The sequence below is a fragment of the Arthrobacter sp. MMS24-T111 genome, assembly GCF_054888995.1.
In genome coordinates this window covers 2,559,721-2,582,615 of sequence record NZ_JBTZRO010000001.1, presented here as the reverse complement: position 1 = coordinate 2,582,615, position 22,895 = coordinate 2,559,721, and the positions used below count along the sequence as shown (strand labels likewise).

Genomic DNA, 22,895 nt, shown 5'->3' with positions numbered 1-22,895 from the left:
AATTCGCCGCACCTTTGCAGCTCTTATGGCGAGCCTAGTCCTTTGCCTTGCGCCGTGGTGTGGAAGAAAACACAGAGGATTTCTCTTTTCGCTGGACGGGTGCACAAACCAATTCCCTGATCGCGCTTCGCAGGTTCGACTCCGGCGCAGCTTCGTGCAACAGGGATCCAGCGAGGAGCGCCGCGTCCGCCGCAGCGGGGTCGTACGGCAGAAACGCGGTGAGCCCGGAAGCCGGGCCGTATCGTTCCCAGGCATCCCTCAGCTGGCGCTCGGGACTTCTGCCAACGGAGGAGGCCCGCACCTTGTTCATGACGACGATGGGTGCGGCCTGTGGGACCGCTGTTTCCAGTTCGGCGAGCGCCCGCACCAACCTGGGTACGCCCACCGGGTCCGCCGCCCCGACCGCGTAGACCGTGTCAGCCACCTCGAGGGGGCAAAGCGTCGCCGCATTCCGCCGCGGCGCCATCGTGTCGAAGCTGAGTTCTTCATCAGCCTCAAGGCAGAAGCCGGTATCTACCACCACCACATCCGCGATGTGCCTGGCCCGCTCGAGGACCAAGGCCAGAGCTGTTGCCCTGAGTTCGGTCCACCGGTCCGCGCGGGTTATCCCCGTCAAGACCTTGAACGTCCCTGACGCGGTGGCAACGGTTGAGGCCACTTTCCGAAGCGCATCAGCATCCAGCGTCCCTTGGTCGGCGAGCCTGCACGCCTGGGCCAGGCCCGCCGACTCATCCAGCAATCCCAGGACTGCCGCCACGCTTGCGCCGTAGGTGTCGGCATCGACAAGGAGAACCTCCCGGCCGTCAGCCGCCATCTCGCCGGCCATGTTGGCAGCAACCGTGGTCCTTCCAGGCGACCCCGCCGGACCCCATACGGCGATGATCTTCCCTGTCCCGGCATTCTCCGGGCCAGGCTTGGGTTCGACCGGAGTGGTGGCGAGCGCTGCTCCAGTATCAGCTTCCGCGCTCAGCGCCGGTGGACGATCCAAACCGGTCAGGCGTGCAACAGCGTCCGCTATCCTGTCCGAAAGCTCCGCGGAATGAACCCCTGTCAGTGCCGGGGCCACCCCGATCTTGCGGAGCCTGTCCGCCTCATCGGCATTGTCCGTCAGGGCAATGATTGCCACCCCCACAGCACCTAGGCGGTCCACCAGGGAGGCAGTCAGCCCTTCTGAACCTTCGGCCACGACGGCAGCCCTGGCGAGGCCGCTCTGGCAGGCTGCCAGCAATTCCGGAAGTTCCGCGCACCGCCGAACCACCGTGACCGGGCCATGCAGCCGTTCCAGGCCGCCCACCACATCCTCCCGGCTTTGGCCCACAGTGACCACCGGAATGCTCATCGGGCGCCTCCGGGGTTCCAGACGACCGAGATCTTTGCTTCATTGGCCTGGGCGCCCAGCAACGCCGGCATCTGTTTGTCCTCCACCAAGACCATCAGAACCGTCGTCTTCGAGGATCCAAGGGCCGTGGACCCCGTTGCCACCTCCGTGATCTCCGCGCCGGGCAGGAGGAGCTTCGGCTCACTGAAACCGTTCTTGGCATCCGGCTGCGCCACCCAAACATCGACACGGGCGCCGGCAACAGCTTGTGCCGGCAGTGTCTGATCAATGGTGAGGGCTACGGGCTTCCGGTCCAGCCGGTCCACTTCTCCGAGGCTTGCCCGCGGAACGAGCTGGTCTTTCCCGATCCGCTGCATGGCAACCACGTCCTGCGGCAGCCCGTCCTCCACGGTGATGTAGTGCTGCTCGGTATCTCCCAGCCTGACCTTGGTGCGCACCACGTTCTCAGGAGTGAGCCGTTCGCCCACCGCAATGCCGTCCCTGGCGGCGTAGACCTCGGTTGTCCGGTCTGCGCTGCCTACGAGAAAGACGACACCCACTATGGATACCAGGACCAGGAGGACACCAACCAACAGCCGGGGGTCTTTCCACGACGGACGCTTGAGCCGTGCAGCACGGACGCTTGAATCAGGAACCATACCGTCCTCCCCCTTGGTATCCCGGACCCTCCCCACGGGGCCGGACTCCTCATTGTTACCGCAAGGCCCATGGAACAAAAGTCATTTGGCTAAAAACCGCCAATATGTGGATAACGGGCACAAACAGCGCCACTTGATGGCAAAATGAGTCCATGCCAAGGTTTCTCACGCTCGCAGACGTCGCTGAGCAGCTCCAGATCAATTCTCCCGCCGCGTATGCCTTGGTGCGCAGCGGCGAGCTGAAGGCCATCCAGGTGGGCGGCCGGGGCCAGTGGCGGGTCGAAGAAAAGATGCTGGAGCAGTACATCCAGGAACGCTATGCCGAGGCCAGCCGCATGATCCAGGAGTCCCGCGCCAAGTCGATGTGACCGGTTAGCGCACGTTCAAGGCCGCAAAAGCAGCAGGACCGACTGCGCCGCCGCTACAGTCCGCCCATCTTGCGTGACCTGATCATGACAAGCCCGGCAAAGGGTATGGCAGAGACCTGGCTTACGCCCTGGCTCCTGCGGACCTCGCCGGGCGTGACCACGGCCAGGTCGATGTAATCCCTGCCCACACGGTCGATAACTCCCGCCAGGCGGACGGAACCTGCAGCACCGCCAATGGTCACCGACAGCTCCGCCCTGTCGCGCGCAAGGCCACGCAAGGAATGGGCGAGCCCAATCGATCGGCGAACCGCGGAATTTTCTGCTTGCGCGCGCCGTCCCAGTCCGACATAACGCGCCACGGCCGCGTAGGGAACAAGCACCTGGCTCTGCTCATCGTCCAGGACCAGCGCATCGGCCCCGGCATGTGTGAGCTCACCGTGCACGGATTCCCCGCAGAGAAGATGGACGCCAATCCGGTAGCCCACCGATGCCCGCAGCCTGTCTTCCACGGGCAGGCTCACCAACTCGACGCGGGCTCGCTCATTGATTTCGGCGTCCAACGACAACCGGTCAACTTCAGCAAGTTGGCTTTCGATGTCATTGAAGAGTGCATCCCACCGCATTCCGCCAGCGTAAGTTGCCCTTCCGTCCCGGTCAACGCAGCCAGGATTTTCTCTCCAACGTCTGGACAAAATGTTGCTGATCAGTCCAAACTGGATAAGACAACATCAAACGACATCAAATGGCATCAAAAGGATCGGTAATGGATTGCAGGGAAGAAGTGCATCGGTCGGACATCGTGTCGGCGGTTGCCTTGCTCGTGCTCGGCATCGGACTTTGGTTCCTGGGCTGCGGACTTGTCGGCCAATGGCAGGCCTCCGCCGCTCGCAACCAGGAAACATCCGTGGAAGTCCTGTTGGCGGCCGCCGCATCCGCGGCCGGTGCCGGCATTCTGCTGTGGTGGACGTTTGCGGTCGTGTGCGCGGGTTCAGCATTCCTGCTGGAGCGCCTTGGCCGACGCCGGTCCGCGGCAGCCATGCGGCGGTTCTCACCTGCGTTCATGCAGCGGGCGGTGGTTGCCGCCCTTTCGATCCAGCTGCTCGCAGGAACGGCCGCACAAGCCGCCGGAACCGATCCGGGGCCTGCATGGGCCCCCACACCCGGCCATTCGTCATCGGCCCCGCTCAGCCCACCACCCACGGGCAGCATTCCAGAGACCGAAGGAGGAGCCGTGAAGGAACAGTCCGCAGTGGAACCGGCAGGGAGCATCACCGCAACGACGGGACTACGCGGGCCCCAACTGCCCGTTGCGGTGCCGGCGCCCGGATGGCGTCCTGCTCCCCAGGTGGTGGACCCGGGCCTGCTCGCCACACCGGGGAGCAGGGCCGCAGGTGGAGCTTCGCCCGGGACCGAGGCTGCGACCGTGACCGTACTGGCCGGGGATACTTTGTGGGCCATCGTGGCAAACCAGATGGGCCCCGGAGCCTCGGATGTGGACATAGCCCTCGAATGGCCGCGCTGGTACTCAGCGAACCGCGGGCAAATCGGCGGGAACCCGGATGTCCTGCTGCCAGGCCAAATCCTCAGGGCGCCACAGGCGTCGTAACTGCACTCTTTGCTACCCGGCAGCGGAACCAGCCAACAAATTCAGGGGGAATCCAGTGATCGCTGTGACACCAATTCGAGCCAAGCAGGACCGGGCAGCGAAGCCCGTGAACACGACCGGGGAGGCGGGGATGGCCGCCGACGGGACCCCGTCCGCAGGGCCTTCCCGGGGAGCACTTCCGGCACCGCTGCGGCCTGTCGACGAGGCGGCGGAAGCGCGGGCCATCACCCGCGGGACGGTCCAGGCGTCCATGGAGGTCCTGGCCGGAATCCGGCCCGTCCACCAGCTTGCGCGTCGGCTGGATCCACGGTGCCTGTCAGCCCTTCAACACCGGGCGGCGTTGATCAGGCGTGAACTGACCCGGACTGGCAATCCGGCGCTGGCCCGGCTTCACCGGAATTCAGTGGTCCGCTCGGTACGCGTCTGTGAGGTGGCCGATGGAATCTACGAGGCCAGTGCCGTCGTTGTGGATGACGTGCGCGCCCGTGCCGTTGCTGTCCGGCTCGAACGCAGCAAACAGGTATGGCGGGTGGTCGAACTTGTCATCGGGTGAGAGAGCACCCGCCAGAAGCCGACAGGGCAGGGAACGAATTGTTCCCTGCCCTGTCGGCGGATGCCAGCGCCGCCTGGTAAACCGGACGGGCTAGCGCTTCTTTTTCTTTGCGGGGCGCTTAGCTGCGTCCTGGACTGCTGCCTTGGCCGGGTTGCCGGAACGTCCGCCTGAGCGTGTTTCCACGCGGGTCTCGGTTCCGCCGCCTTCGCTGGGTGCCGTGTATTGGAGCTGGGCAGGCTTCTCGGGTGCTTCGAGGCCGGCAGCCCGCAGTTGCGGGTCCACGTGCTCGGTGTGGCCGCCGGAAGCATCCTCCACCACGACGTCCTGGGCGGGAGTGACTTCCACCTCGAGGTTGAAGAGGAAGCCGACGCTTTCCTCCCGGATGGCTTCCATCATGGTCTGGAACATGGCGAAGCCTTCACGCTGGTATTCCACGAGTGGATCGCGCTGGGCCATGGCTCGCAGGCCGATGCCCTCCTTGAGGTAGTCCATCTCGTAGAGGTGTTCCTGCCACTTGCGTCCGATGACCGACAGGACCACACGGCGCTCGAGTTCGCGCATGCTTTCGGAGCCAATCGCCTCCTCCCGCGCCTGGTACACAAGGCGGGCGTCAGAGAGGATTTCCTCCTTCAGCAGCTCGACGGTAACCCGTGGCTTGCCGCCGGCTTCTTCGATGATGTCTTCCGCCGTGACACTGACGGGGTAGAGCGTCTTGAGGTTGGTCCACAGCTGGTGGAAGTCCCAGTCGTCACCGTTGCCCTCGGCCGTGGCGGCGTCGATCAGGGCCACAATGGTGTCCTCGACGAAGAACTGCACCTTCTCGTGCAGGTCATCGCCCTCAAGGATTCGGCGGCGGTCGCTGTAGATGGCTTCACGCTGGCGGTTCAGGACGTCGTCGTACTTGAGGACGTTCTTGCGCTGTTCGGCGTTCCGGCCTTCCACCTGGCCCTGGGCCGAGGCGATGGCACGCGACACTAGCTTGGATTCCAGCGCGACGTCGTCCGGAACGGAGCTGTTCATCAGTCGTTCGGCGGCCCCCGAGTTGAAAAGCCGCATCAGGTCGTCCGTCAGGGACAGGTAGAAGCGGGATTCTCCGGGGTCACCCTGGCGGCCGGACCGGCCGCGAAGCTGGTTGTCGATGCGCCGGGATTCGTGGCGCTCGGTGCCCAGGACGTACAGGCCCCCAAGATCCAGCACTTCCTCGTGTTCGTCCTTCACGGACTGCTTGGCTGCCTCAAGAGCAGCCGGCCATGCGGCTTCGTACTCTTCGGAGTTCTCCTCCGGGTCCAGGCCGCGCTTGGCGAGCTCGGCCACTGCCGTGAATTCGGCATTGCCACCCAGCATGATGTCAGTACCGCGGCCGGCCATGTTGGTGGCCACGGTGACGGCGCCCTTGCGGCCCGCCTGGGCAACGATGGCCGCTTCACGGGCGTGGTTCTTGGCGTTCAGGACCTCGTGGCGGATCCCTTCCTTTGCGAGCAGCTTGGAGAGGTACTCGCTCTTCTCCACGCTGGTGGTGCCGACAAGGACGGGCTGGCCTTTTTCGTGCCGCTCGGCAATGTCCTTCACGACGGCGTCGAACTTGACGACCTCGTTCTTGAACACGAGGTCCGGCTGGTCGATCCGCTGCATGTCCCGGTTGGTGGGAATCGCCACGACGCCCAGCTTATAGGTGCTCATGAATTCGGCAGCTTCCGTTTCGGCGGTGCCGGTCATGCCGGACAGCTTGCCGTACATGCGGAAGTAGTTCTGGAGCGTCACGGTAGCCAAGGTCTGGTTTTCCGCCTTGATTTCGACGCCTTCCTTGGCCTCGATCGCCTGGTGCATGCCTTCGTTGTAGCGCCGGCCGGCCAGGATGCGTCCGGTGTGCTCGTCGACGATCAGCACTTCGCCGTCCAGGATGACGTAATCCTTGTCCCGCTTGAAGAGTTCCTTGGCCTTGATGGCGTTGTTCAGAAACCCGATCAGCGGGGTGTTCGCGGACTCGTACAGGTTCGAGATGCCGAGGTAGTCCTCGACTTTTTCGATGCCGCTCTCCAGCACACCCACCGTGCGCTTCTTTTCGTCGACTTCGTAGTCCTTCTCCGGCTGCAGCCGGAGCACTACCTTGGCGAATTCGCTGTACCAGCGGTTGGTGTCACCCTGCGCCGGGCCGGAAATGATCAGCGGCGTTCGGGCTTCGTCGATAAGGATGGAGTCAACTTCGTCGACGATAGCGAAGTTGTGGCCGCGCTGGACCAGTTCGCTCCTGTCCCACGCCATGTTGTCGCGCAGGTAGTCGAAGCCGAATTCGTTGTTGGTGCCGTAGGTGATATCGGCTGCGTACTGCTGGCGGCGCACGGCGGGATCCTGGTTGGCCAGGATGACGCCACTGGTGAGGCCGAGGAAGCGGTAGACGCGGCCCATGAGTTCGGACTGGTATTCGGCGAGGTAGTCGTTCACGGTGACCACGTGGACACCCTTACCGGAGAGCGCGTTCAGGTAGGCGGGAGCGGTCGCCACCAGGGTCTTGCCTTCACCGGTCTTCATTTCCGCAATGTTGCCCAGGTGCAGGGCAGCGCCGCCCATGAGCTGGACGTCGAAGTGGCGCATTCCGAGTGTCCGCGACGAGGCTTCGCGTACGGCGGCGAAGGCTTCCGGAAGCAGGTCGTCGAGCTTCTCGCCATCTTGGTGCCGCTCACGGAGGCGGTCGGTCTCCTCCCGCAGTTCCGCGTCGGTGAACGTCTTGAACGAGTCTTCGAGGGCGTTGATGGAGTCGGCATAGTTCCGCAACTGCCGGAGTGTCTTTTTGTCACCCGTACGGAGGATTTTTTCGATAAGTGATGCCACGTGAAGATGCTCCCAGTCTCATGCCGCCGAATTCTGGCGTGTTCAGTCTACGGGAGAGACACCCCGCCGTTACTCCCTTTTCCCTGAGAGCGGATAGTCCTGCAGCCGCCCAAGCTCCTGTGCCAGCCTTGCGGCGAGATCCCCCGCCGGGCCCGCTTCCACGTCAGGCAGGCCAAGCCATTGACCCATGAGCTGCAGCTCCGCGGCCAGTTCGACGGCGGTGTCCGCCGGGGCGTCCGGCTCGGCGAAGGCGGACCTCACCAGCAGCCGGCCCCCGGCGCGGTCCGCTTTCACGTCCACCCGGGCCACAATTCTGTCCCGCAGCAGGAAGGGCAGCACGTAGTACCCGAAACGCCGTTTGGGCTCCGGGGTGTAGATCTCGATCCGGTAATGGAAGCCGAACAGTTCCAACAGGCGCCGACGCTCGAAGACCAGGGAGTCGAACGGGCTCAGCAGGGCCCGGCCGGTGGCCCGCCGAGGCAAGGCGGCTTCCACGTGCCGGAAGACTTCGCGGTTCCAGCCGTTCACATTGACGCGTTCCAGCCTGCCTTCCGACACCAGGTTTTCGACTGCCAGTGCGGTCGCCTTCACAGGGGTCCGGAAGTAATCGGCGAAGCAACGGACGCTTCCGATCCCGTGGGCCATGGCCGCCGCCTCTGTGAGCCGCTGGAGCGCGGCTGCCGGATCGGATTTTGTGGCTTCGCCAGAAGAAAATGGCAGGACCTTGGCCGTGAGGGTGTACTTGCGCTCGAACTGCCCGGTCCTGGCGGCGGCTGACACTGCCCCTTCCTCGAAGAGGTGTTCCAACACCCGTTTCACAGCGTTCCAGTTCCACCCCCAATTATCCGTCTGCCGTTCCTCGACGTGGCCGATCCTGGCTGTAAGTTCCGAGGCCGTCATCGGCCGGGACGTGGCGAGGACGGACAGGATCCTGCCGGCTATGTCGGTACGGAGTTCCGGGTCCATGCGTGAGGCACCCACCCATGACCGCTTCTGCCACAGCAGGAGGTCCCGGTAGTGCTCGGGCCGGATGTAGCTGGCCTCGTGCGCCCAATACTCCACCATGCGGCGCGGCCGCTGCCCGGACATGCGGTGCAGGATGTCGCGGTCGTAATTGCCAAGTCGCGAAAAGAAGGGCAGGTAGTGGCTGCGGACCAGGACATTGACGGAATCGATTTGGACGAGCTGGAGACGGGCAAAGGTACGGCCCACCGCCCGTGCTGTCACGGGGCCGGCGGGCCGTCCTTTATGGAGTCCCTGTGCTGCCAACGCGATGCGCCGTGCCTGGTCAAGGCTCAGCGATGCTGACATTCAGTCCTCTCACGTGGTGGTGTACTCCACCTTAGGCGTTGGCAGGTGCGTCGTCGGAGCGGTACGCGAGGATCTTTTCCTCCACGATGGTGTCGCCGGGCTCGCACTCGTGGTCCAGGGTGATGACCCCGTAGGTCCAGCCACGACGGCGGTACACGACGGAGGGCGTGTTGGTGGCTTTGTCCACGAAGAGATAGAAGTCGTGTCCCACCAGTTCCATGTTGTCCACGGCGTCATCAAGGGAAAGCGAAGCCGCGGGGAAGACCTTGCGCCGGATCAGCACCGGTGAGTTCCCGGCCGGGATGTCGTTGTCGACATCATAAGGGGACTTGTTGTCGGCGGCCTGCACGGTTTCATCCCTGTGGTTTGCCTCAAGGTACAGCGGCTCGTGCGCGCTGGCGGGTTCAAGCGATGCGGTCGCCTCGCGAACGGCCTTGGGGGTGTGGCGCCCGTGGTGGACCTTCTTGCGGTCCTTGGCCCGGCGGAGCCGTTCAAGCAGTTTGTTGTAGGCGAGGTCAAAAGCAGCAAATTTGTCTGCGGCGCTCGCTTCGGCGCGGATTACGGGTCCGCGGCCCAGGACTGTCACCTCTACGGTCAGCTGGTCGCCGGTTTGCCGGGCATTGGTCTCCTTGGAGACTTTCGCGTCGACACGCTGGACCTTGTCACCCAGCGATTCGATTTTTGCGATCTTTTCCCCGGCATATTCGCGGAACCGGTCTGAAACGGTCAGATTTCGTCCGCTGATCATAAACTCCATGGTGCCCTCCAAATGACTTCGGTGACACGACGGCGGCACTTCCCTGGGCCCAGCTGTCTGACAGTCGAGCCCCTCTCCGAGCCGCCATCGAAAGGTACATTCTGTTCTTGGTACCCACCTTCGACGTTAGTTCATAGCCACCTGTTATTCATCCTTTCCCGGTTTATTTTTTTCTAAGTCATGGTCGCTTCGGCGGCTCCGGGCGGGGGCCGGGCGCGGGTTCCGCAGCGTCCGGCGGGCGTGTCGCAGCAAGCACGACGGCGCCCCTCACCTTGGCCCCGGCCTGGTGCAACGCACGGGCTGCTTCACCGATCGTGGCACCCGTTGTCAGGACGTCGTCGACGATGATGCACGGCCTCCCCGCAACCGCTGGACGGGACCGGACGCCGACCCGCATGGACCCCCTGACCCGCTGGGAGCGGGCTCCTCTGCCCAGCCCCTTCTGGCCGCCGGACAGTCCTGTCCACCCGAGCGTTTGGGGCCCCGACGGCCGGACCTTTCGGAGGGCATCGACGACGGCAACGCCCGGCAGGTGCCCGGCCGCCTTCTTGAGGAGCAGATGGACCGGACTGAAGCCCCGGTTCATGTAGGCCGCCGTGCTGGTGGGGACCGGGACCAGCACGAACCCGTCAGCGTCCGCTGTTGCCGCCCGGACGGCCCCGGCCAAAGCCCGCGCCAGGCTTTCACCAAGCCGGTGCTGGCCGTGCCGTTTGAACGAGAGCAGGCCTTGCGCCAGCTCGTCCCGGTAAACGCCGGCCGCCACGACGGGGAGCAGGACGGTTCCGGACACATCCATCAGCGCGGGGGCGCCGCCTTCAGCCCGGAACGGCTCCCGGGTCAGGTGCCGGATAAGGCTGCTGCAGGCTGGGCAGAGGGCACTGTCCTCCGCACCACAGCACACACAGTCCACCGGGATGGCGAGGGCCAGGAGTTCACCTCCGGCCCCGGCCACCCAATCGAAAAGCCGGAGAAGGGCGCTCGCTTGCTCCGCCCGGTGCTTTGCAGCCCATCGCGGCGGCGGATGAAGGTCCGGGTCACACGCAGGTTCCCTGCCAAGGGACCATGATGTTCCGGCGGGTCGTCTGGTGCCGTTCACTTTTCCACCATCGCCGGTTGGTACCTGAGGGGTAAGGCGCGGGCCCACCTATGTGGATATCCGGTGGGCCGCGGTCCGCCCGTCCTCAGCCGGGGAACGAGGGATCGACCGGGCCCTTGATTTGCGGTGACCAGCCATTGCCCAGGCGCTGGAAAATCCCTTCCCCGGACTGGACGTAAATATCATCGGCACCGTTGCCGGCGCTGATGGACACCACCCCGGGCCAGGGGCAAGCTGCTGCGGCTGGCCGGAGGTCAGGGACAGCAGCTCCGGCGTGACATTTGAGCCCGCTGCCGCTTTCATCACGGCGACCGTTGTGCTGTTGACCCAGACCCCCTGGTCGGGATCGGTGGCGGTGACCAGCGTGATGGGGGCCGTCAGTTCGCGCGGGGTGCCGTCGCTGCCCCGGATCACGCCCGTCACCTGCACTTTGGATTTTCCGTTCTGTTCGGAGATCACCAGGGCGCGGACACCGTCACGCGAGATCCGGAATTCCTTTACCGTACGGCCGGCAAGCCACGACGGCGCCAGCGTCACGGAGGGGACGGGTGCACCTTCCGCCAATCCACCGGGGCGGAACGCCACCACCTCGGTTGCCCCGGTGGCGCCGGGGCCCGCGGTCCACACCCAGTCGTTGATGCTGAAGGACGGACGGCTGAGGGTGCTCCGCGTGGTCAGGGCGCGGGCGGGCTGGCCCGGGCTGATGCTGTAGAGCGTGGTGCGTCCGTCGTTCAGGAACGCGGCAGCCTGGGATACCGGTGATTCTGCGGGGAACCGCGGGTTGAGGGCCGAGACGGGCTGCATGTCGGGCAACGGGGAAACCCGGTTGTTTTCATACCGCACCAGCTCGCCGCCGCTGATGGCAATCTGGCGGGACGGCACCGTCTTATCCAGCACCGGGGGAAGAACCGAACCGTTATCCTCCACGCGCACCAGGTCCTGGTTGGCACGAAGCTCCACATTGACCACATCAGGCTGGGTGCGGAACGTCAGGGTCAACTGCATTTGCATGCGGAGCCGGTCTTCGGCTGATGTCTCCGTCAGTTCCTTTGCCGTCAAATCAACCTGGGCTGCTCCGGACACCACCGGCACCGATTCACGGGCGAGTTTGATCCCGGATGGGAAGGCACTGACGACGGCGCCGCGAAGGTAGGGAGCGGGCCCGGCCAGGAGGGCACTGGTCATGGCTTTGACCGTCTTGTTTTTGAGGAACCATCGGACGTCCGGGACCGCATAGGTGAACGTGGGGTCGTAGAAGTAGATCGGGTAGGCGCCGTAGATCACCTTGAAGGTTTCCTCGGCGATGGCGGTCCCATCCGGTATCGCGGAAATCCGCCATTCGCCGTCAACCTGTGTCACGGTGACGGGAATCCGTTCCACCGTTCCGGGCGGCGACTGGGTGGCAATCCCGTCGGCGTCCACTGTGTAGGCGACATCGAGCTCATAGTTGTAGACGTTTTCCGTGCCGGTCGGTACCACCCGTGCTTCCCGGTACACCAGGGCCCGCTTGTCGGGCTTCCAGGACACCGCCGATGCCTGGGTGAGGTACTGGCGGGCCACGGCGTAGTCGTCCTCGTAGCCGCTGCCTGCCCGGTAGAAGTAGTCGATGATCGTCTCCGGCGAGGCGCCCGGTTGCGGCGCCGCCGGGAGGAACACCGGGGCACTGACATTGCCGGCGCTGCTTTCGCTGCTCTTTCCCACCGGCCCCGACGTCGGGATCCGGGCACACCCGGACAGCAGGACGATCAGCAGCGCCAGGAGTGCCGCAGGGTACTGCACCTGCCGTCCGCGCCGGGTCATGGTGTCTCCTCGGGGCCCCGGGACGGAGCGGGCCTGCCGGCATCTGTCTGCAGCACCAGCATGTTCTTGTTGTCCTGTTCTGCGGGGATGTTCCCTGGTGCGCCCGGGATGGTGACGTCCCTGGGTTCGAGCTGCACGGGTGACTCGGTGATCCCGCCATCCTGGCGCAACGGCAGGGTGAGGCGGAAGTTCGCCCCGCTGCCCTTCCGGCCCCAGGCCTGCAGCCAGCCGTGGTGCAGCTTGGTGTCCTCCATGGCGATGGACAGGCCCAGTCCGCTGCCTCCCGTCGTCCGTGCGCGGGCAGGATCCGCCCGCCAGAACCTGTCGAAGACGCGGGCAGCTTCTGCCGGGTCCATCCCGATGCCGTGGTCCCGCACGGAAACGCCGACAGCCGTCTCGTTGGCCGCGACCGTCACCGTCACCGGCTTGCCTTCGCCATGCTCCACGGCGTTCAGGATCAGGTTCCGCAGGATCCTGTCGATCCGGCGGGCATCCATTTCCACCACCATGGAGCCTTCAGGGGCCGCGAAGACGATGTCCGAGCCGTACTCGGCAGCCACGGGGGCCGCGCCTTCGATGACGTGGGCAATCACTTGGAGCAGGTCCTCGGGTTCGGCGTCCAGCACCGCGACGCCTGCATCGAAGCGGCTGATCTCGAGCAGGTCCGAGAGGAGGGATTGGAAACGCTCCACCTGGTTGTAGAGCAGTTCGGCCGAGCGCTTGTTGATGGGGTCGAAGTCGTCGCGTGCGTCGTACAGGACTTCGGCCGCCATGCGCACGGTGGTCAGGGGTGTGCGCAGTTCGTGCGAGACGTCCGAAACAAAGCGCTGCTGCATCTGTGAAAGGGTGGCGAGCTGGGTGATTTGTTCCTGCAGGCTGGCTGCCATGTGGTTGAAGGAGGCGCCCAGGCGGGCCACCTCATCCTCGCCCCGGACCACCATGCGTTCCTGCAGTTGCCCGGCGGCAAGTTTCTCCGACACCATCGCTGCGTGGCTGACCGGGCTGACCACGTTGCGGGTGACGTACCAGGCGACGGCGCCGATCAGGAGCACCAGGACGGCGCCACCTGCCCACAGGACGCTTTGGATCTCATTGAGCGTCTGCTGTGCCGTGTTCAGGTCGTAAATCAGGTAGAGCTCGTAGACGGTGCCGTTGAAGGTCACTTTGTTTCCGACGGCGATTCCCGGCCGGTCTTCGGTGCCCACAGGAATAACGGTGGACGCCCAGAACTGTTCCTTGCCGGATTCCTGCACAGCCTTGCGCAGGTCCGGCGGGATGACGCTGACAGTGAGCTGGTCAGAGGCCCGGGACTCCACCCAGCGGTTGCGGGGCTTGGTCTGGTTGGGCATCGCTTCGAAGACGTAGCGCCGCTGGATGACCGATCCCCTGCCCTCGACCGCGCTGAGCGTGTCCGAAACCAAGGTGATGACGCTGGACTGGTCGGTGACCTGGGCGCCGTCGAACGTGTCCTGAACCTGCTTGACGTTGTAGCGGGTCTCCGACTCCGCCTGGGTCAACCGCTCCTGGAAGAGGTTGTTGGCAATCTGGTTGGACAGGTAGGCGCCGACCACGGCAAAGGAGGTCATGGCCAGCATCAGCGTGGTCAGGACCGTCCGGAACTGCAAGGAGCGGCGCCACCGTTTTTGCAGGGCCCGGCCGAGGTAGCGCAGGCCGGGCAGGAACCGCACCACACCTGTCCGCACCAACCGGACCACGCGCAAGGCGACAATCAGGGCGCGCCGCTGCCAGATCCTTGCGCGGAACACCATGCGCGGCATGCCCGGAGGTGTGGACTCGGCAAGGCCCGGCCCGCGCTCTTCGTCACTGCCGTTCGTCGCGGCGCCGGTTTCCGGCGCCTCCCCGGGGGCCGCGAGGCTCCGGCCAGGTCCCCCGTCCTGCGCGGCGGGGTCAGACCCCTGCTTTGTAGCCGACACCACGCACCGTCAATACAACTTCCGGGGCTTCCGGGTCCTGCTCGATCTTGGAGCGCAGCCGCTGGACATGGACGTTGACCAGGCGGGTATCGGCGGCGTGCCGGTAGCCCCAAACCTGTTCCAGGAGGAGTTCCCGGGTGAAGACCTGCCACGGCTTGCGGGCCAGTGCCACCAGGAGGTCGAATTCCAGCGGCGTCAGTGAGATCCGGTCGCTGCCCCTGCTGACCGTATGGCCCGCGACGTCGATGGTGATGTCCGCGATCCGGAGCGTCTCGGGCGCCTTTTGGTCTCCTGGGCGGAGCCGGGCGCGCACGCGTGCCACCAGTTCGGCCGGCTTGAAGGGTTTTGGCACGTAGTCGTCAGCGCCGGATTCGAGGCCCCGGACGACGTCGGAGGTATCAGACTTGGCGGTCAGCATGACGATGGGGACATCCGATTCGGCACGGACCTGGCGGCAGACTTCGATACCGTCCATGCCGGGAAGCATGAGGTCAAGCAGGACCAGATCCGGCCGCGAAGACCGGAAAACGTCCAGCGCCTGGGCGCCGTCGGCGCAAAAGACAGGCTCGAAGCCGTCATTACGGAGGACAATTCCAATCATCTCGGCCAGCGCTTCGTCATCATCTACAACCAGAATGCGTGCCTTCATAGTTATATATTCCCTTATCGGGATGGCTTTGTCCTGTTCAGCGGCTTCCGGCATGGCGGGACACTAGGCGGTCCGACGCCGGAACTATAGTCTTGGGGTCATGCCCTGCGCTGCCGGCGGGCACCTTTCCACGGGGCAGCGCGCGGGCATCAGGCGCAGTGGTATTGGGGGAGGAAATCAGTGTCACCACAGGAGTCGGAACCCGGGGAGCCCCGGCAGGGGCGGCCGGGCAACGGAGCAGACGACGGCGGATCGGGCGCCGGGAGCGGCAGCGGCCCTGTACCGCCGGGTTGGCAGCAGCCGTGGGAACCACCTGCGGGCCCGCAACAGCCGGCAGGGCAACAGCCGGGTGCGCCGAACCTCAGCAGCCCTTACCCGGGCCAACCACCGTACGCCGGCCATCCGTTTGGGCCGCCCGGCTATGGTGGCCAGCCATATAACGGGTCCTCCTGCCCGGGCATGCCCTATGGCGCCCCGCCCTACGGCCAGCCGCGCTACGTCGCTCCCCCCAAACCCGGCATCATTCCCTTGCGGCCGCTGATGTTCGGCGAGGTCCTGGATGGTTCTTTCCAAGCGATGCGCCGCAACGCAAAGGCCATGGTGGGCGCAGGCCTGCTGACCCAGGCCCTGGCCGCCGTCATCACCGCGGTAGTCACAGCCGTGAGTGCATCCTCGGCTGTATCGCTCGAGGGGTGGACGCGCACTGCTGCCCGGGGCGATATGGCGTCCATGGCCATCGGACTGATGGCAGGCGCCGCCGCGGTGACCATCCTGTCCGTGTTCCTCTCCGCCGTCCTCCAAGGCGCCATGGTGGTGCCCGTGGCCCGGTCGGTCCTCAACCGCCCCACCGGCTTCCGCCGGATGATGTCGCTGGCGCGGCCCCGGATCGGCGCCCTGATCGGATTGGCTGCGCTGCTGGTCGCGGCGGGAATTGCGGCCATGGTGCTGCTGGCCGTCATCCTGGCGCTCTTCTTCACCAACGTTCGGGGCGCCGCGTCCCTCTTCGCCTTCCCCGTGATCCTGGGCGTCGTGGCCCTCTTCGCCTGGGTGGGCATCAAGCTCATGGTGGCACCGGCCGCCGTCGTTATTGAAGAACTTGGCGCCCTCGCCGCGCTTCGGCGGTCGTGGGAGCTGACCCGGGCCAACTGGTGGCGGATCCTGGGCATCACGTTGGTGGTATCCATCCTGGTGGGCGTGATCAGCCAGGTGGTCCTGATCCCGGTGAGCCTCTTGCCCGCGGTCCTGGCCGGCGTCGTCTCGCCGCACGGCGGCAGCGGACAAGACGCCACCCTGGCAGTGGTCCTGGGCATCGTCACCGCCGTGGTCGGCGCCTTGGTCGGGGGCGTGGGGTTCGCCTTCCAGACTTCCGTCATGGCCCTGCTCTACATGGACCTGCGGATGCGCAAGGACGGCCTTGACATCACCTTGCTGCGGCAGGCTGAGACCGGGGCAGACCCGGACGGCATCCCGGGCCGGGAGCCCCGCCCCGGCGCCAACACGTCGTACCCCGGGCAGGGCGCGGCGCCGGGAGCCTGGCCCCATGGCCGCTGAGCCTCCGGTGCTTCCGGGCGCCGAAGAGGCACGGCGCTGGGCGGCGGAGGAACTGGCCAAACCGGAATACCGGGAGGCCGCCCCATCATGGCTTGACAGCCTGTGGCGGAACTTCCTGGATTGGCTGCAATCCCTGGACGGGTCCCGCGGGGATGCGCCATCGGTCCCCGGCGTCGCCATCGCCATTGTCATTGCCGCGATCATCGCGGCCGCCATCATTCTGGCGCGGCCCCGCCTGAACGCCCGCACCCGTCAGCCCAAGGACGTCTTTGAGCTCGAAAACTCCCTGGCGGCCGAGGACTACCGCGCCCGCGCGGAAGCCGCCGCCGCGGCAGGAAACTGGGGGGACGCCGTCGTCGACCGCTTCCGTGCCATGGTCCGCACCGCCGAACACCGGACGATACTGGACCCCCAGCCCGGCAGGACCGCAGACGAAGTGGCACAAGCGCTGTCGGTCCAGTTCGCTGCCGAAGCCGGGCCCTTGCGGTGGGCGGCGGCCACGTTTGACGGAATCCGCTACGGAAACAGGCCTTCAGGCAACGGGCAGTACCGGGACATGGTGGGACTCGATACCAGGCTGGAGGCCATGAAGCCCGCCTCCGCCGGCTCTGCAGGCACGGTGCCGGTGCCGTGACCGGGCTTCCAACAGCGAACACCGGACACGGGAACACCCCAAGGTCAGGGGCTGCCACCGGTCAGGCGCCGCAAAGCCGCGGGCCCTTCGCGTGGATCCGAAACCACCGTGGCCTGGCAGCCGCGGCTGTACTCGCCGTCGCGGCGCTGGCTCTGGTCATCGGAACGCAATTGGCGCCCAAGGGCGACACCGTTCCCCTGTCGGTCCACAATGCCGGACCCAACGGCGCCAGGGCGCTCGCGCAGATCCTCGGCCGCCATGGCGTAAACGTCCACACCCCGAACCGCTTCGATGCAGCCCTGGCCGACCTCCGGTCCAGTTCCTCGCCCACGCTGCTGCTCTATGACCGGAACGGCATCCTTGGCAAGCCCCAGCTTGCGGCCCTGGCAGCGGCATCGGGCCGCGTGGTGGTCGTCTCCCCCAGGCTGGACACCCTCGCCGCCCTGGACGTCGGCGTCCACCAGGCCGGCGTCGTGCCGGACGCCGTTCCGGTCCTGGACCCGAGGTGCAGCCAGGCGGACGCCAACGCCGCAGGCCAGGTCACCGGCCAGGGAGGATTCGTGTACGACGGCGGCACCACCTGTTACCGGGCGGCGGGAACCACCGGGATGCTCGCCATCAGTGGCGACCGGCGCACGTCAGTGCTGGGAAGCACTGCCGTCCTGGGGAACGACAAGCTCGACGACCTGGGAAACGCAGCACTGGCAACCAGGCTGCTCGGAGCGTCGCCGGACCTCGTCTGGTACCTCCCCTCGCTGGAAGACGTCACGGTGACCGGCCACGGGAAGACCCTCGATGACCTGGCACCGGGTTGGGCACGGTTCCTGGGGCCTTGGCTGCTCCTGGTGGCGGTGGCGGCAATCGTGTGGCGCGGCCGCCGGCACGGGCCACTGGTCTTCGAGCCCCTGCCCGTGGTGGTCAAGGCGGTTGAGGCCGCGGAAGGACGCGCCAGGCTCTACCAGGACTCACGTGCCCTGGACCAGGCCCGGGACAACCTGCGGGCCGGCATGCTGGCGCGCATTTCCGGGAAGGTCCGGCTTTGCCCCGGCGCCGGGGCCGAGGACATCATTGCCGCCGCGGCCCGGCTCCTGGGCAGGGATCCGGCTGCCGTGCGCGTGCTGGTGAATGAACGACCCGCAACTGAAGCCCGCCTGGTGGCCTGGTCGCAGGCCATGGACAAACTCGAGAAAGAGGTCATGACCCAATGAGCGAACACAGCAGCGGCCCGCAGGTCCTTAATTCGGTGGGCGGCGGCACTCCAGTGGACGACGACGCTGCGAGGCGGTCGCTCCTTGCTGTCCGCCACGAAGTGGCAAAAGCGGTGGTGGGCCAGGACGCAACGGTCACGGGCCTCCTGATCGCCCTGCTTGCGCAGGGGCATGTGCTGCTGGAAGGCGTCCCCGGCGTGGCCAAGACCCTGCTGGTCCGGGCGCTGTCCTCGGCCTTGAGCCTTGACACCAAGCGGGTGCAGTTCACCCCGGACCTGATGCCGGGCGACGTCACCGGCTCGCTGGTCTATGACGCGAATACCTCCGAATTCAGCTTCCGGGAGGGACCGGTGTTCACAAACCTCCTGCTCGCGGACGAGATCAACAGGACCCCGCCGAAGACGCAGGCCTCACTTCTGGAGGCAATGGAGGAACGGCAGGTGTCCGTGGACGGCCGGGCCCGGCGGCTGCCTTCACCGTTCCTGGTGGCCGCCACGCAGAATCCGGTGGAGTACGAGGGGACCTACCCCCTTCCCGAGGCACAGCTGGACCGGTTCCTGCTCAAGCTCAGCATGCCGCTGCCGCAGCGCCAGGACGAAATAGAGGTCATCCGGCGCCATGCCGCCGGGTTTGATCCCCGCGACCTTGCTGCCGCGGGAGTGCAGGCAGTAGCCGGTGCGGCGGACCTGGAACGGGCGCGTGAGGCAGTAACAAGGGTGGCCGTCGAACCGGAAATCATCGGCTACATCGTGGACCTGGTTCGGGCCACACGGAGCGCCCCCTCATTCCAGCTCGGTGTATCCCCTCGCGGTGCCACCGCCCTGCTCAACACCTCCCGGTCCTGGGCTTGGCTCTCCGGCCGCCCCTTCGTCACCCCTGACGACGTCAAGGCGCTGGCGCTGCCCTGCCTGCGCCACCGCGTGGCCCTGCAACCTGAGGCGCAGATGGACGGCGTACGGGTGGACGATGTCCTGGGCAGCATCCTGGCGTCCGTTCCCGTTCCCCGCTGATGGCCATCTCGGGTCGCTTCGTTGCACTGGTGCTGCTTGGCGTTGTCCCGGTGCTGCTCCTCCCCGGCTGGCTGACCGTCTTGGCCACCGTGTCAGTGCTGACGGCCCTGGCGTGCGCGGAACTGGTGTTCGCCGGGTCGCTGCGGAAGATCAGCGTGGTGCGCCCGGCGCCGGAAATTGTGACGCTGAACGGCCAAACGGACGCGGTGTTCACGGTCCGCAACGACGGCAGCCGGGCGCTGCGGGGCACGGCCAGGGACGGTTGGCAACCTTCGGCCGGCGCCCGGAACCCGGTGCAGGACATCGACGTGCCGGCGGGCGAAAGCCGCCGCTACACCGTACGGCTTCAACCGGTCCGGCGCGGGGACCTGACAACGCAGCATGTGACCATCCGTTCTTTCGGCCCGCTTCGCCTTGCCGCCCGCCAGCGCACCATCGGGTGCCCGGGCTCGCTGCGGGTCCTGCCGCCCTTCCATTCCCGGCGGCACTTGCCCTCAAAGTTGAGGAAGCTGCGCGAACTCGACGGCAAGGCTGCCGTGCAGATCCGTGGTGCCGGCACAGAATTCGACTCCCTGCGCGATTACGTCAGGGGCGATGACGTGCGCTCGATCGACTGGCGCGCCACCGCCCGCCGTTCCGCGGTGGTGGTCCGAACCTGGCGCCCGGAGCGGGACCGGCGCGTGGTGATGGTCCTTGATACTTCCCGGACCTCCGCGGCAAGGATCGGCGACGAAACCCGCCTGGACACCGGGATGGAGGCTGCGCTCCTGTTGGGCGTATTGGCGGAGCGCGGCGGCGACCGGGTGGACTTCGTTGCGTTTGACCGGCGGACCAGGGCCCGTGCCGCGTCCGCCGGGCAGGGAAACATCCTGGGGAGGCTGGTGCAGGCCATGGCCCCGCTGGAGGCGGAGCTGATCGAGATGGACTGGCCGGCGGTCCCGGCGCAGGTCAGGGCCCTCTCCGCGCATCGTTCCCTGGTGGTCCTGCTGACGTCGCTGGACGGGGGTGCACCGGAAGAAGGCCTGCTCCCGGCCGCCGAGCGGTTGGCCAGCCAGCACGTCGTGGTGGTGGCCGCCGTCCGCGACCCGCAACTGGGCACGATGCTCCGCGATCGCAGCGATGCCACCGGAGTTTTCCGGGCGGCAGCCGCGGAACGCGCCTTGCTGCAGCGGGCAGCCCTGACCGCCGAGTTGCGGCGCTATGGTGTGGAAGTGGTGGACGCCGAACCCCATGAGTTGCCGCCCCGGCTCGCGGACATGTACATCCGGCTCAAGGCTGCCGGTAGATTGTAAAACCGGCGGCAGCTGTCCGCCACCGGCAACAGGAGGTCACCATGAGCGTTCCGATCTACCAGCAGGCCTTGGGCGCAGAGTTTTCACGTTTGCAGCCTGAGCTGCAGGAGTACTTCTCCCTGGCCCCGGGATCAGGGCAGTACGGCGTGGGTGAGGGAACGTTCGACGTCGTGGGCTGCCGCCAGCGGTGGCTGCGCCCTCTGCTGCGGCTCACCAGCGGCGAAGAGGCTTTCTTCCCCGAGTACGGTGAAAACGTCCCGTTCCGGATCGAGAACCATGCGCACCAGGATCCGTTTGGGCGATCAAGCCTCACCGCACGCCGGGAAATCCGGTTCCCCGGGCGCACCCGGCTCTTCCAGGACACCACCAGCGCCACCACGCGCGGCGGCGGCACGCAGCTGGTGGACTACGTCGGCCGGTACCGCCGCCTCGTGACGGACCTGAACCTGGGCGTCACCCAGGAAGGACGGCTGCGCGGCGTGTCCGAGGCTTCGCGGCTCTTCCTCGGGCCGATCCGGGTTCCCCTCCCCCAGGCTTTGGACGCGAAAGCCTACGCGGAACAGTGGTGGGACCCCTCCGAAGGCCCCCACGGGCGGCACCGTATCCAGGTGAAAGTGATCCAGCCCCAGATTGGCTTGGTCCTGGTGTACGCGGGGGCCTTCGACTACCGGCTCCGCCCCTACGCCGGGGGTAGCTCCGCGCAGAGCTACCTCCCCCGTTACGCCCAGCCGGACCGCTGGGAGAACAGGGTTTGAGTCTTATCCCAGCACCCGCTGGTTGAGCCCGTCCGCCACTTGGGTCAGCCTGCCCAGGACCGCCGTGGCCTGTGCCGGGGTTAGTCCCGCCAGTCCCGCCGAGGGCGTCAACCGCACCGCGCTGAGCAGCTGGGCGGGCAGGCCCAGCTGCCGCCAAGGACGCCACAGCGATTCCACGCTCTCGGCCACCTGCGGGAGCGTGCCCCCGGAGACTTCCAATGCACCGGCCCAGAAATGCTTGCCTGCCTCGACTGCTCCGGCGAGCTGTTCCCATTGCCGGTTGGTCAGTGCCTTCAACGGCAACGCAACACCGTCGGCCCCCGCGGAGAGGGCCAGCTCGATCGGCGCTTCGATGTCCGGCAGGGACACGACCACGTCGGTGGCTCCTGCTGCGCGGAGGGCGTCCAGGACCAGGCGCCAGGCCTCCCGCGCTTCGGACGCGGCAACCGCCCGGAGGGTCCGGTAGCCGCTGGCCGTGGGTATGGTGCCTGCCAGCACTGCCGTGATGGCAGGCTCGTCCACCTGGACCACCAGGCGGGTACCCGGTACTGCTGCGGCAACCCGGCCAAGGTAGCCGCCCACCCCGGCGGCCAGGGAGGCCGCGAGGTCCCGGCGGGCGCCGTGGTCCAGCAAGGCGCGTTCACCGTTGTGCAGGTACAAGCCGGCAGCCAGGGTGAGCGGCCCCACCAGCTGGACCTTTAGTTCCCGTGCCGAAACGTCCTCGGCGCCGGCGACGTCCGCGAGGACGTTCAGGTCGGTGGACAGGGCCGAAGCTGCCCGCCGCATGTCCTTGCCGGGACGGTCAACAAGCCGCCACCCGTGAGGCTGGACATCAACGGCCAGCTCCTCCAGGAACGATGCGGTGCGGCCCAGGGCGTCGGATCCGACGCCACGTTCCGGCAGTTCGGCGAGGAACGGCAGGTGCGGGCTGCCAAGTTCACCGCGGATGATCCGGGCGGCCTCGAGCGGATCGTCACCGGGCCACGGGCCCAGGCCTGTGGCCGTCACTTCCTGCGCAGTGACAACGTCCGGCAGCGCGCCGGGTCCGGATTGCTGCTGTTCCCGGCTCACGCCAGTGCTGAGCTGTGGGGGTTGGCTTCCGCTGAGGCCTGATGGTCCTCGGCGATGGCCTCATGGTGGCGGATAACCTCGCCGATGATGAAGTTGAGGAATTTTTCCGCGAAGGCGGGATCGAGGTGGGCGTCCTCGGCGAGTCGCCGCAGCCGTGCGATCTGGGCGGCCTCGCGCCCGGGGTCGCCGGCGGGCAAGCGGTGTGCGGCCTTCAGGAAACCCACCTTTTGCGTGGCTTTGAAACGCTCGGCGAGCAGGTACACCAATGTGGCGTCGATGTTGTCGATGCTGGAGCGGATGGACAGCAGTTCAGCCATCACGGAATTATCCACGTGGCCTGCCAGGGAGCTGGCGGATGGATCAAAATCGTCTGGGCCGGGGTTGTGCTGCGTCATGGTTCCAGTCTATGGGAGCCGATGGAATCGACGCGGGTATGAAGCGCCGGTGCCGGCTGTCGGCCGGCACCGGCGCCCCTCGCTCCTGCTTGTCGGAGC

Annotated in this window: 20 protein-coding genes and 1 pseudogene; 9 read left to right on the top strand and 12 right to left on the bottom strand. The window is 66.4% G+C overall.

Annotation, left to right across the window (positions count from 1 at the left end; all coding sequences use genetic code 11):
* Nucleotides 1-34: 34 nt before the first annotated feature.
* Together ACX5I6_RS12160 and ACX5I6_RS12155 are read right to left on the bottom strand one after the other, a co-directional pair.
* Nucleotides 35-1,339 (bottom strand): AAA family ATPase, encoded by a 1,305-nt coding sequence (locus ACX5I6_RS12160; RefSeq protein WP_461840635.1) that lies wholly within the window; start codon nt 1,337-1,339, stop codon nt 35-37.
* Nucleotides 1,336-1,977 carry a hypothetical protein gene (locus ACX5I6_RS12155; protein WP_461840634.1) on the bottom strand — a complete coding sequence of 214 codons (642 nt, stop codon included), beginning with the start codon at nt 1,975-1,977 and terminating at the stop codon, nt 1,336-1,338. Before ACX5I6_RS12155 ends, ACX5I6_RS12160 begins: the two co-directional genes overlap by 4 nt.
* Before the next feature lie 152 nt (nt 1,978-2,129).
* Here ACX5I6_RS12155 and ACX5I6_RS12150 point away from each other — a divergent pair, with 152 nt between their 5' ends.
* Nucleotides 2,130-2,345, top strand: a complete 216-nt coding sequence (locus ACX5I6_RS12150; RefSeq protein WP_018760220.1) for a helix-turn-helix domain-containing protein — start codon at nt 2,130-2,132, stop codon at nt 2,343-2,345.
* Between the two features lie 53 nt (nt 2,346-2,398).
* Here the strand turns inward: ACX5I6_RS12150 and ACX5I6_RS12145 are convergent, their stop codons facing one another.
* Nucleotides 2,399-2,968: a hypothetical protein gene (locus ACX5I6_RS12145; RefSeq protein ID WP_461840633.1), complete on the bottom strand. Its 570-nt coding sequence runs from the start codon at nt 2,966-2,968 to the stop codon at nt 2,399-2,401.
* Between the two features lie 140 nt (nt 2,969-3,108).
* Here ACX5I6_RS12145 and ACX5I6_RS12140 point away from each other — a divergent pair, with 140 nt between their 5' ends.
* Together ACX5I6_RS12140 and ACX5I6_RS12135 are read left to right on the top strand one after the other, a co-directional pair.
* Nucleotides 3,109-3,951: a LysM peptidoglycan-binding domain-containing protein gene (locus ACX5I6_RS12140; RefSeq protein WP_461840632.1), complete on the top strand. Its 843-nt coding sequence runs from the start codon at nt 3,109-3,111 to the stop codon at nt 3,949-3,951.
* 64 nt (nt 3,952-4,015) lie between these two features.
* The gene (locus tag ACX5I6_RS12135) at nt 4,016-4,504 is read left to right on the top strand and encodes an Rv3235 family protein (RefSeq protein WP_461840631.1); all 489 of its coding nucleotides are present in this window, start codon (nt 4,016-4,018) and stop codon (nt 4,502-4,504) included.
* A 90-nt stretch (nt 4,505-4,594) separates the two neighbouring features.
* On the opposite strand, the gene secA is transcribed toward ACX5I6_RS12135, so the two are convergent.
* The 7 genes and pseudogenes from secA to mtrA all read right to left on the bottom strand — a co-directional run bounded on the left by secA (nt 4,595) and on the right by mtrA (nt 14,880).
* Nucleotides 4,595-7,333 (bottom strand): preprotein translocase subunit SecA, encoded by a 2,739-nt coding sequence (secA, locus tag ACX5I6_RS12130; protein ID WP_461840630.1) that lies wholly within the window; start codon nt 7,331-7,333, stop codon nt 4,595-4,597.
* Nucleotides 7,334-7,402: 69 nt separating this feature from the next.
* Nucleotides 7,403-8,644, bottom strand: a complete 1,242-nt coding sequence (locus tag ACX5I6_RS12125) for a winged helix-turn-helix domain-containing protein (RefSeq protein ID WP_461840629.1) — start codon at nt 8,642-8,644, stop codon at nt 7,403-7,405.
* 31 nt (nt 8,645-8,675) lie between these two features.
* Entirely contained in the window at nt 8,676-9,401 is a 726-nt protein-coding gene (hpf, locus tag ACX5I6_RS12120; protein WP_285248809.1) for a ribosome hibernation-promoting factor, HPF/YfiA family, read from the bottom strand.
* Nucleotides 9,402-9,579: 178 nt separating this feature from the next.
* A complete protein-coding gene (locus ACX5I6_RS12115) occupies nt 9,580-10,353 on the bottom strand; it encodes a ComF family protein (RefSeq protein WP_461840628.1) in 774 nt (257 codons plus the stop codon).
* A 229-nt stretch (nt 10,354-10,582) separates the two neighbouring features.
* A pseudogene (locus tag ACX5I6_RS12110) lies at nt 10,583-12,297 on the bottom strand (LpqB family beta-propeller domain-containing protein).
* Nucleotides 12,294-14,066, bottom strand: a complete 1,773-nt coding sequence (gene mtrB / locus ACX5I6_RS12105) for an MtrAB system histidine kinase MtrB (RefSeq protein WP_461841706.1) — start codon at nt 14,064-14,066, stop codon at nt 12,294-12,296. Before mtrB ends, ACX5I6_RS12110 begins: the two are co-directional and overlap by 4 nt.
* 139 nt (nt 14,067-14,205) lie before the next feature.
* Nucleotides 14,206-14,880, bottom strand: coding sequence for an MtrAB system response regulator MtrA (gene mtrA, locus ACX5I6_RS12100; RefSeq protein ID WP_018760230.1), 675 nt, complete (start codon nt 14,878-14,880; stop codon nt 14,206-14,208).
* A 459-nt stretch (nt 14,881-15,339) separates the two neighbouring features.
* On the opposite strand from mtrA, the gene ACX5I6_RS12095 reads away from it, so the two are divergent.
* The 6 genes from ACX5I6_RS12095 to ACX5I6_RS12070 are packed head-to-tail and all read left to right on the top strand — an operon-like array spanning nt 15,340 to nt 21,330.
* Nucleotides 15,340-16,431 carry a DUF7847 domain-containing protein gene (locus ACX5I6_RS12095; protein ID WP_461840627.1) on the top strand — a complete coding sequence of 364 codons (1,092 nt, stop codon included), beginning with the start codon at nt 15,340-15,342 and terminating at the stop codon, nt 16,429-16,431.
* A complete protein-coding gene (locus ACX5I6_RS12090) occupies nt 16,421-17,065 on the top strand; it encodes a DUF4129 domain-containing protein (protein ID WP_461840626.1) in 645 nt (214 codons plus the stop codon). Before ACX5I6_RS12095 ends, ACX5I6_RS12090 begins: the two co-directional genes overlap by 11 nt.
* On the top strand, nt 17,062-18,273 hold the full coding sequence (locus ACX5I6_RS12085) for a DUF4350 domain-containing protein (protein WP_461840625.1): 1,212 nt from the start codon (nt 17,062-17,064) through the stop codon (nt 18,271-18,273). Before ACX5I6_RS12090 ends, ACX5I6_RS12085 begins: the two co-directional genes overlap by 4 nt.
* Entirely contained in the window at nt 18,270-19,283 is a 1,014-nt protein-coding gene (locus tag ACX5I6_RS12080; RefSeq protein ID WP_461840624.1) for an AAA family ATPase, read from the top strand. Before ACX5I6_RS12085 ends, ACX5I6_RS12080 begins: the two co-directional genes overlap by 4 nt.
* Complete coding sequence (locus ACX5I6_RS12075) at nt 19,283-20,575, top strand: DUF58 domain-containing protein (protein WP_461840623.1); 1,293 nt, start codon at nt 19,283-19,285, stop codon at nt 20,573-20,575. Before ACX5I6_RS12080 ends, ACX5I6_RS12075 begins: the two co-directional genes overlap by 1 nt.
* Before the next feature lie 41 nt (nt 20,576-20,616).
* The gene (locus tag ACX5I6_RS12070) at nt 20,617-21,330 is read left to right on the top strand and encodes a DUF4166 domain-containing protein (protein ID WP_461840622.1); all 714 of its coding nucleotides are present in this window, start codon (nt 20,617-20,619) and stop codon (nt 21,328-21,330) included.
* A gap of 3 nt (nt 21,331-21,333) precedes the next feature.
* Here ACX5I6_RS12070 and ACX5I6_RS12065 read toward each other — a convergent pair whose 3' ends face one another.
* The gene (locus ACX5I6_RS12065) at nt 21,334-22,365 is read right to left on the bottom strand and encodes a uroporphyrinogen decarboxylase/cobalamine-independent methonine synthase family protein (RefSeq protein WP_461841705.1); all 1,032 of its coding nucleotides are present in this window, start codon (nt 22,363-22,365) and stop codon (nt 21,334-21,336) included.
* Nucleotides 22,366-22,397: 32 nt separating this feature from the next.
* Nucleotides 22,398-22,796: a chorismate mutase gene (locus ACX5I6_RS12060; protein WP_018760238.1), complete on the bottom strand. Its 399-nt coding sequence runs from the start codon at nt 22,794-22,796 to the stop codon at nt 22,398-22,400.
* Nucleotides 22,797-22,895: the final 99 nt, after the last annotated feature.

Excerpts from the sequence above, each read along its gene's own strand:
- ACX5I6_RS12125 (WP_461840629.1), bottom strand. The coding sequence starts at position 8,644 with ATGTCAGCATCGCTGAGCCTTGACCAGGCACGGCGCATCGCGTTGGCA.
- ACX5I6_RS12150 (WP_018760220.1), top strand. The coding sequence starts at position 2,130 with ATGCCAAGGTTTCTCACGCTCGCAGACGTCGCTGAGCAGCTCCAGATC.
- ACX5I6_RS12080 (WP_461840624.1), top strand. The coding sequence starts at position 18,270 with ATGAGCGAACACAGCAGCGGCCCGCAGGTCCTTAATTCGGTGGGCGGC.
- ACX5I6_RS12145 (WP_461840633.1), bottom strand. The coding sequence starts at position 2,968 with ATGCGGTGGGATGCACTCTTCAATGACATCGAAAGCCAACTTGCTGAA.
- hpf (WP_285248809.1), bottom strand. The coding sequence starts at position 9,401 with ATGGAGTTTATGATCAGCGGACGAAATCTGACCGTTTCAGACCGGTTC.
- mtrB (WP_461841706.1), bottom strand. The coding sequence starts at position 14,066 with ATGGTGTTCCGCGCAAGGATCTGGCAGCGGCGCGCCCTGATTGTCGCC.
- ACX5I6_RS12160 (WP_461840635.1), bottom strand. The coding sequence starts at position 1,339 with ATGAGCATTCCGGTGGTCACTGTGGGCCAAAGCCGGGAGGATGTGGTG.
- ACX5I6_RS12140 (WP_461840632.1), top strand. The coding sequence starts at position 3,109 with ATGGATTGCAGGGAAGAAGTGCATCGGTCGGACATCGTGTCGGCGGTT.
- ACX5I6_RS12090 (WP_461840626.1), top strand. The coding sequence starts at position 16,421 with ATGGCCGCTGAGCCTCCGGTGCTTCCGGGCGCCGAAGAGGCACGGCGC.
- ACX5I6_RS12075 (WP_461840623.1), top strand. The coding sequence starts at position 19,283 with ATGGCCATCTCGGGTCGCTTCGTTGCACTGGTGCTGCTTGGCGTTGTC.
- ACX5I6_RS12095 (WP_461840627.1), top strand. The coding sequence starts at position 15,340 with ATGCCCTATGGCGCCCCGCCCTACGGCCAGCCGCGCTACGTCGCTCCC.
- ACX5I6_RS12155 (WP_461840634.1), bottom strand. The coding sequence starts at position 1,977 with ATGGTTCCTGATTCAAGCGTCCGTGCTGCACGGCTCAAGCGTCCGTCG.
- ACX5I6_RS12070 (WP_461840622.1), top strand. The coding sequence starts at position 20,617 with ATGAGCGTTCCGATCTACCAGCAGGCCTTGGGCGCAGAGTTTTCACGT.
- mtrA (WP_018760230.1), bottom strand. The coding sequence starts at position 14,880 with ATGAAGGCACGCATTCTGGTTGTAGATGATGACGAAGCGCTGGCCGAG.
- ACX5I6_RS12060 (WP_018760238.1), bottom strand. The coding sequence starts at position 22,796 with ATGACGCAGCACAACCCCGGCCCAGACGATTTTGATCCATCCGCCAGC.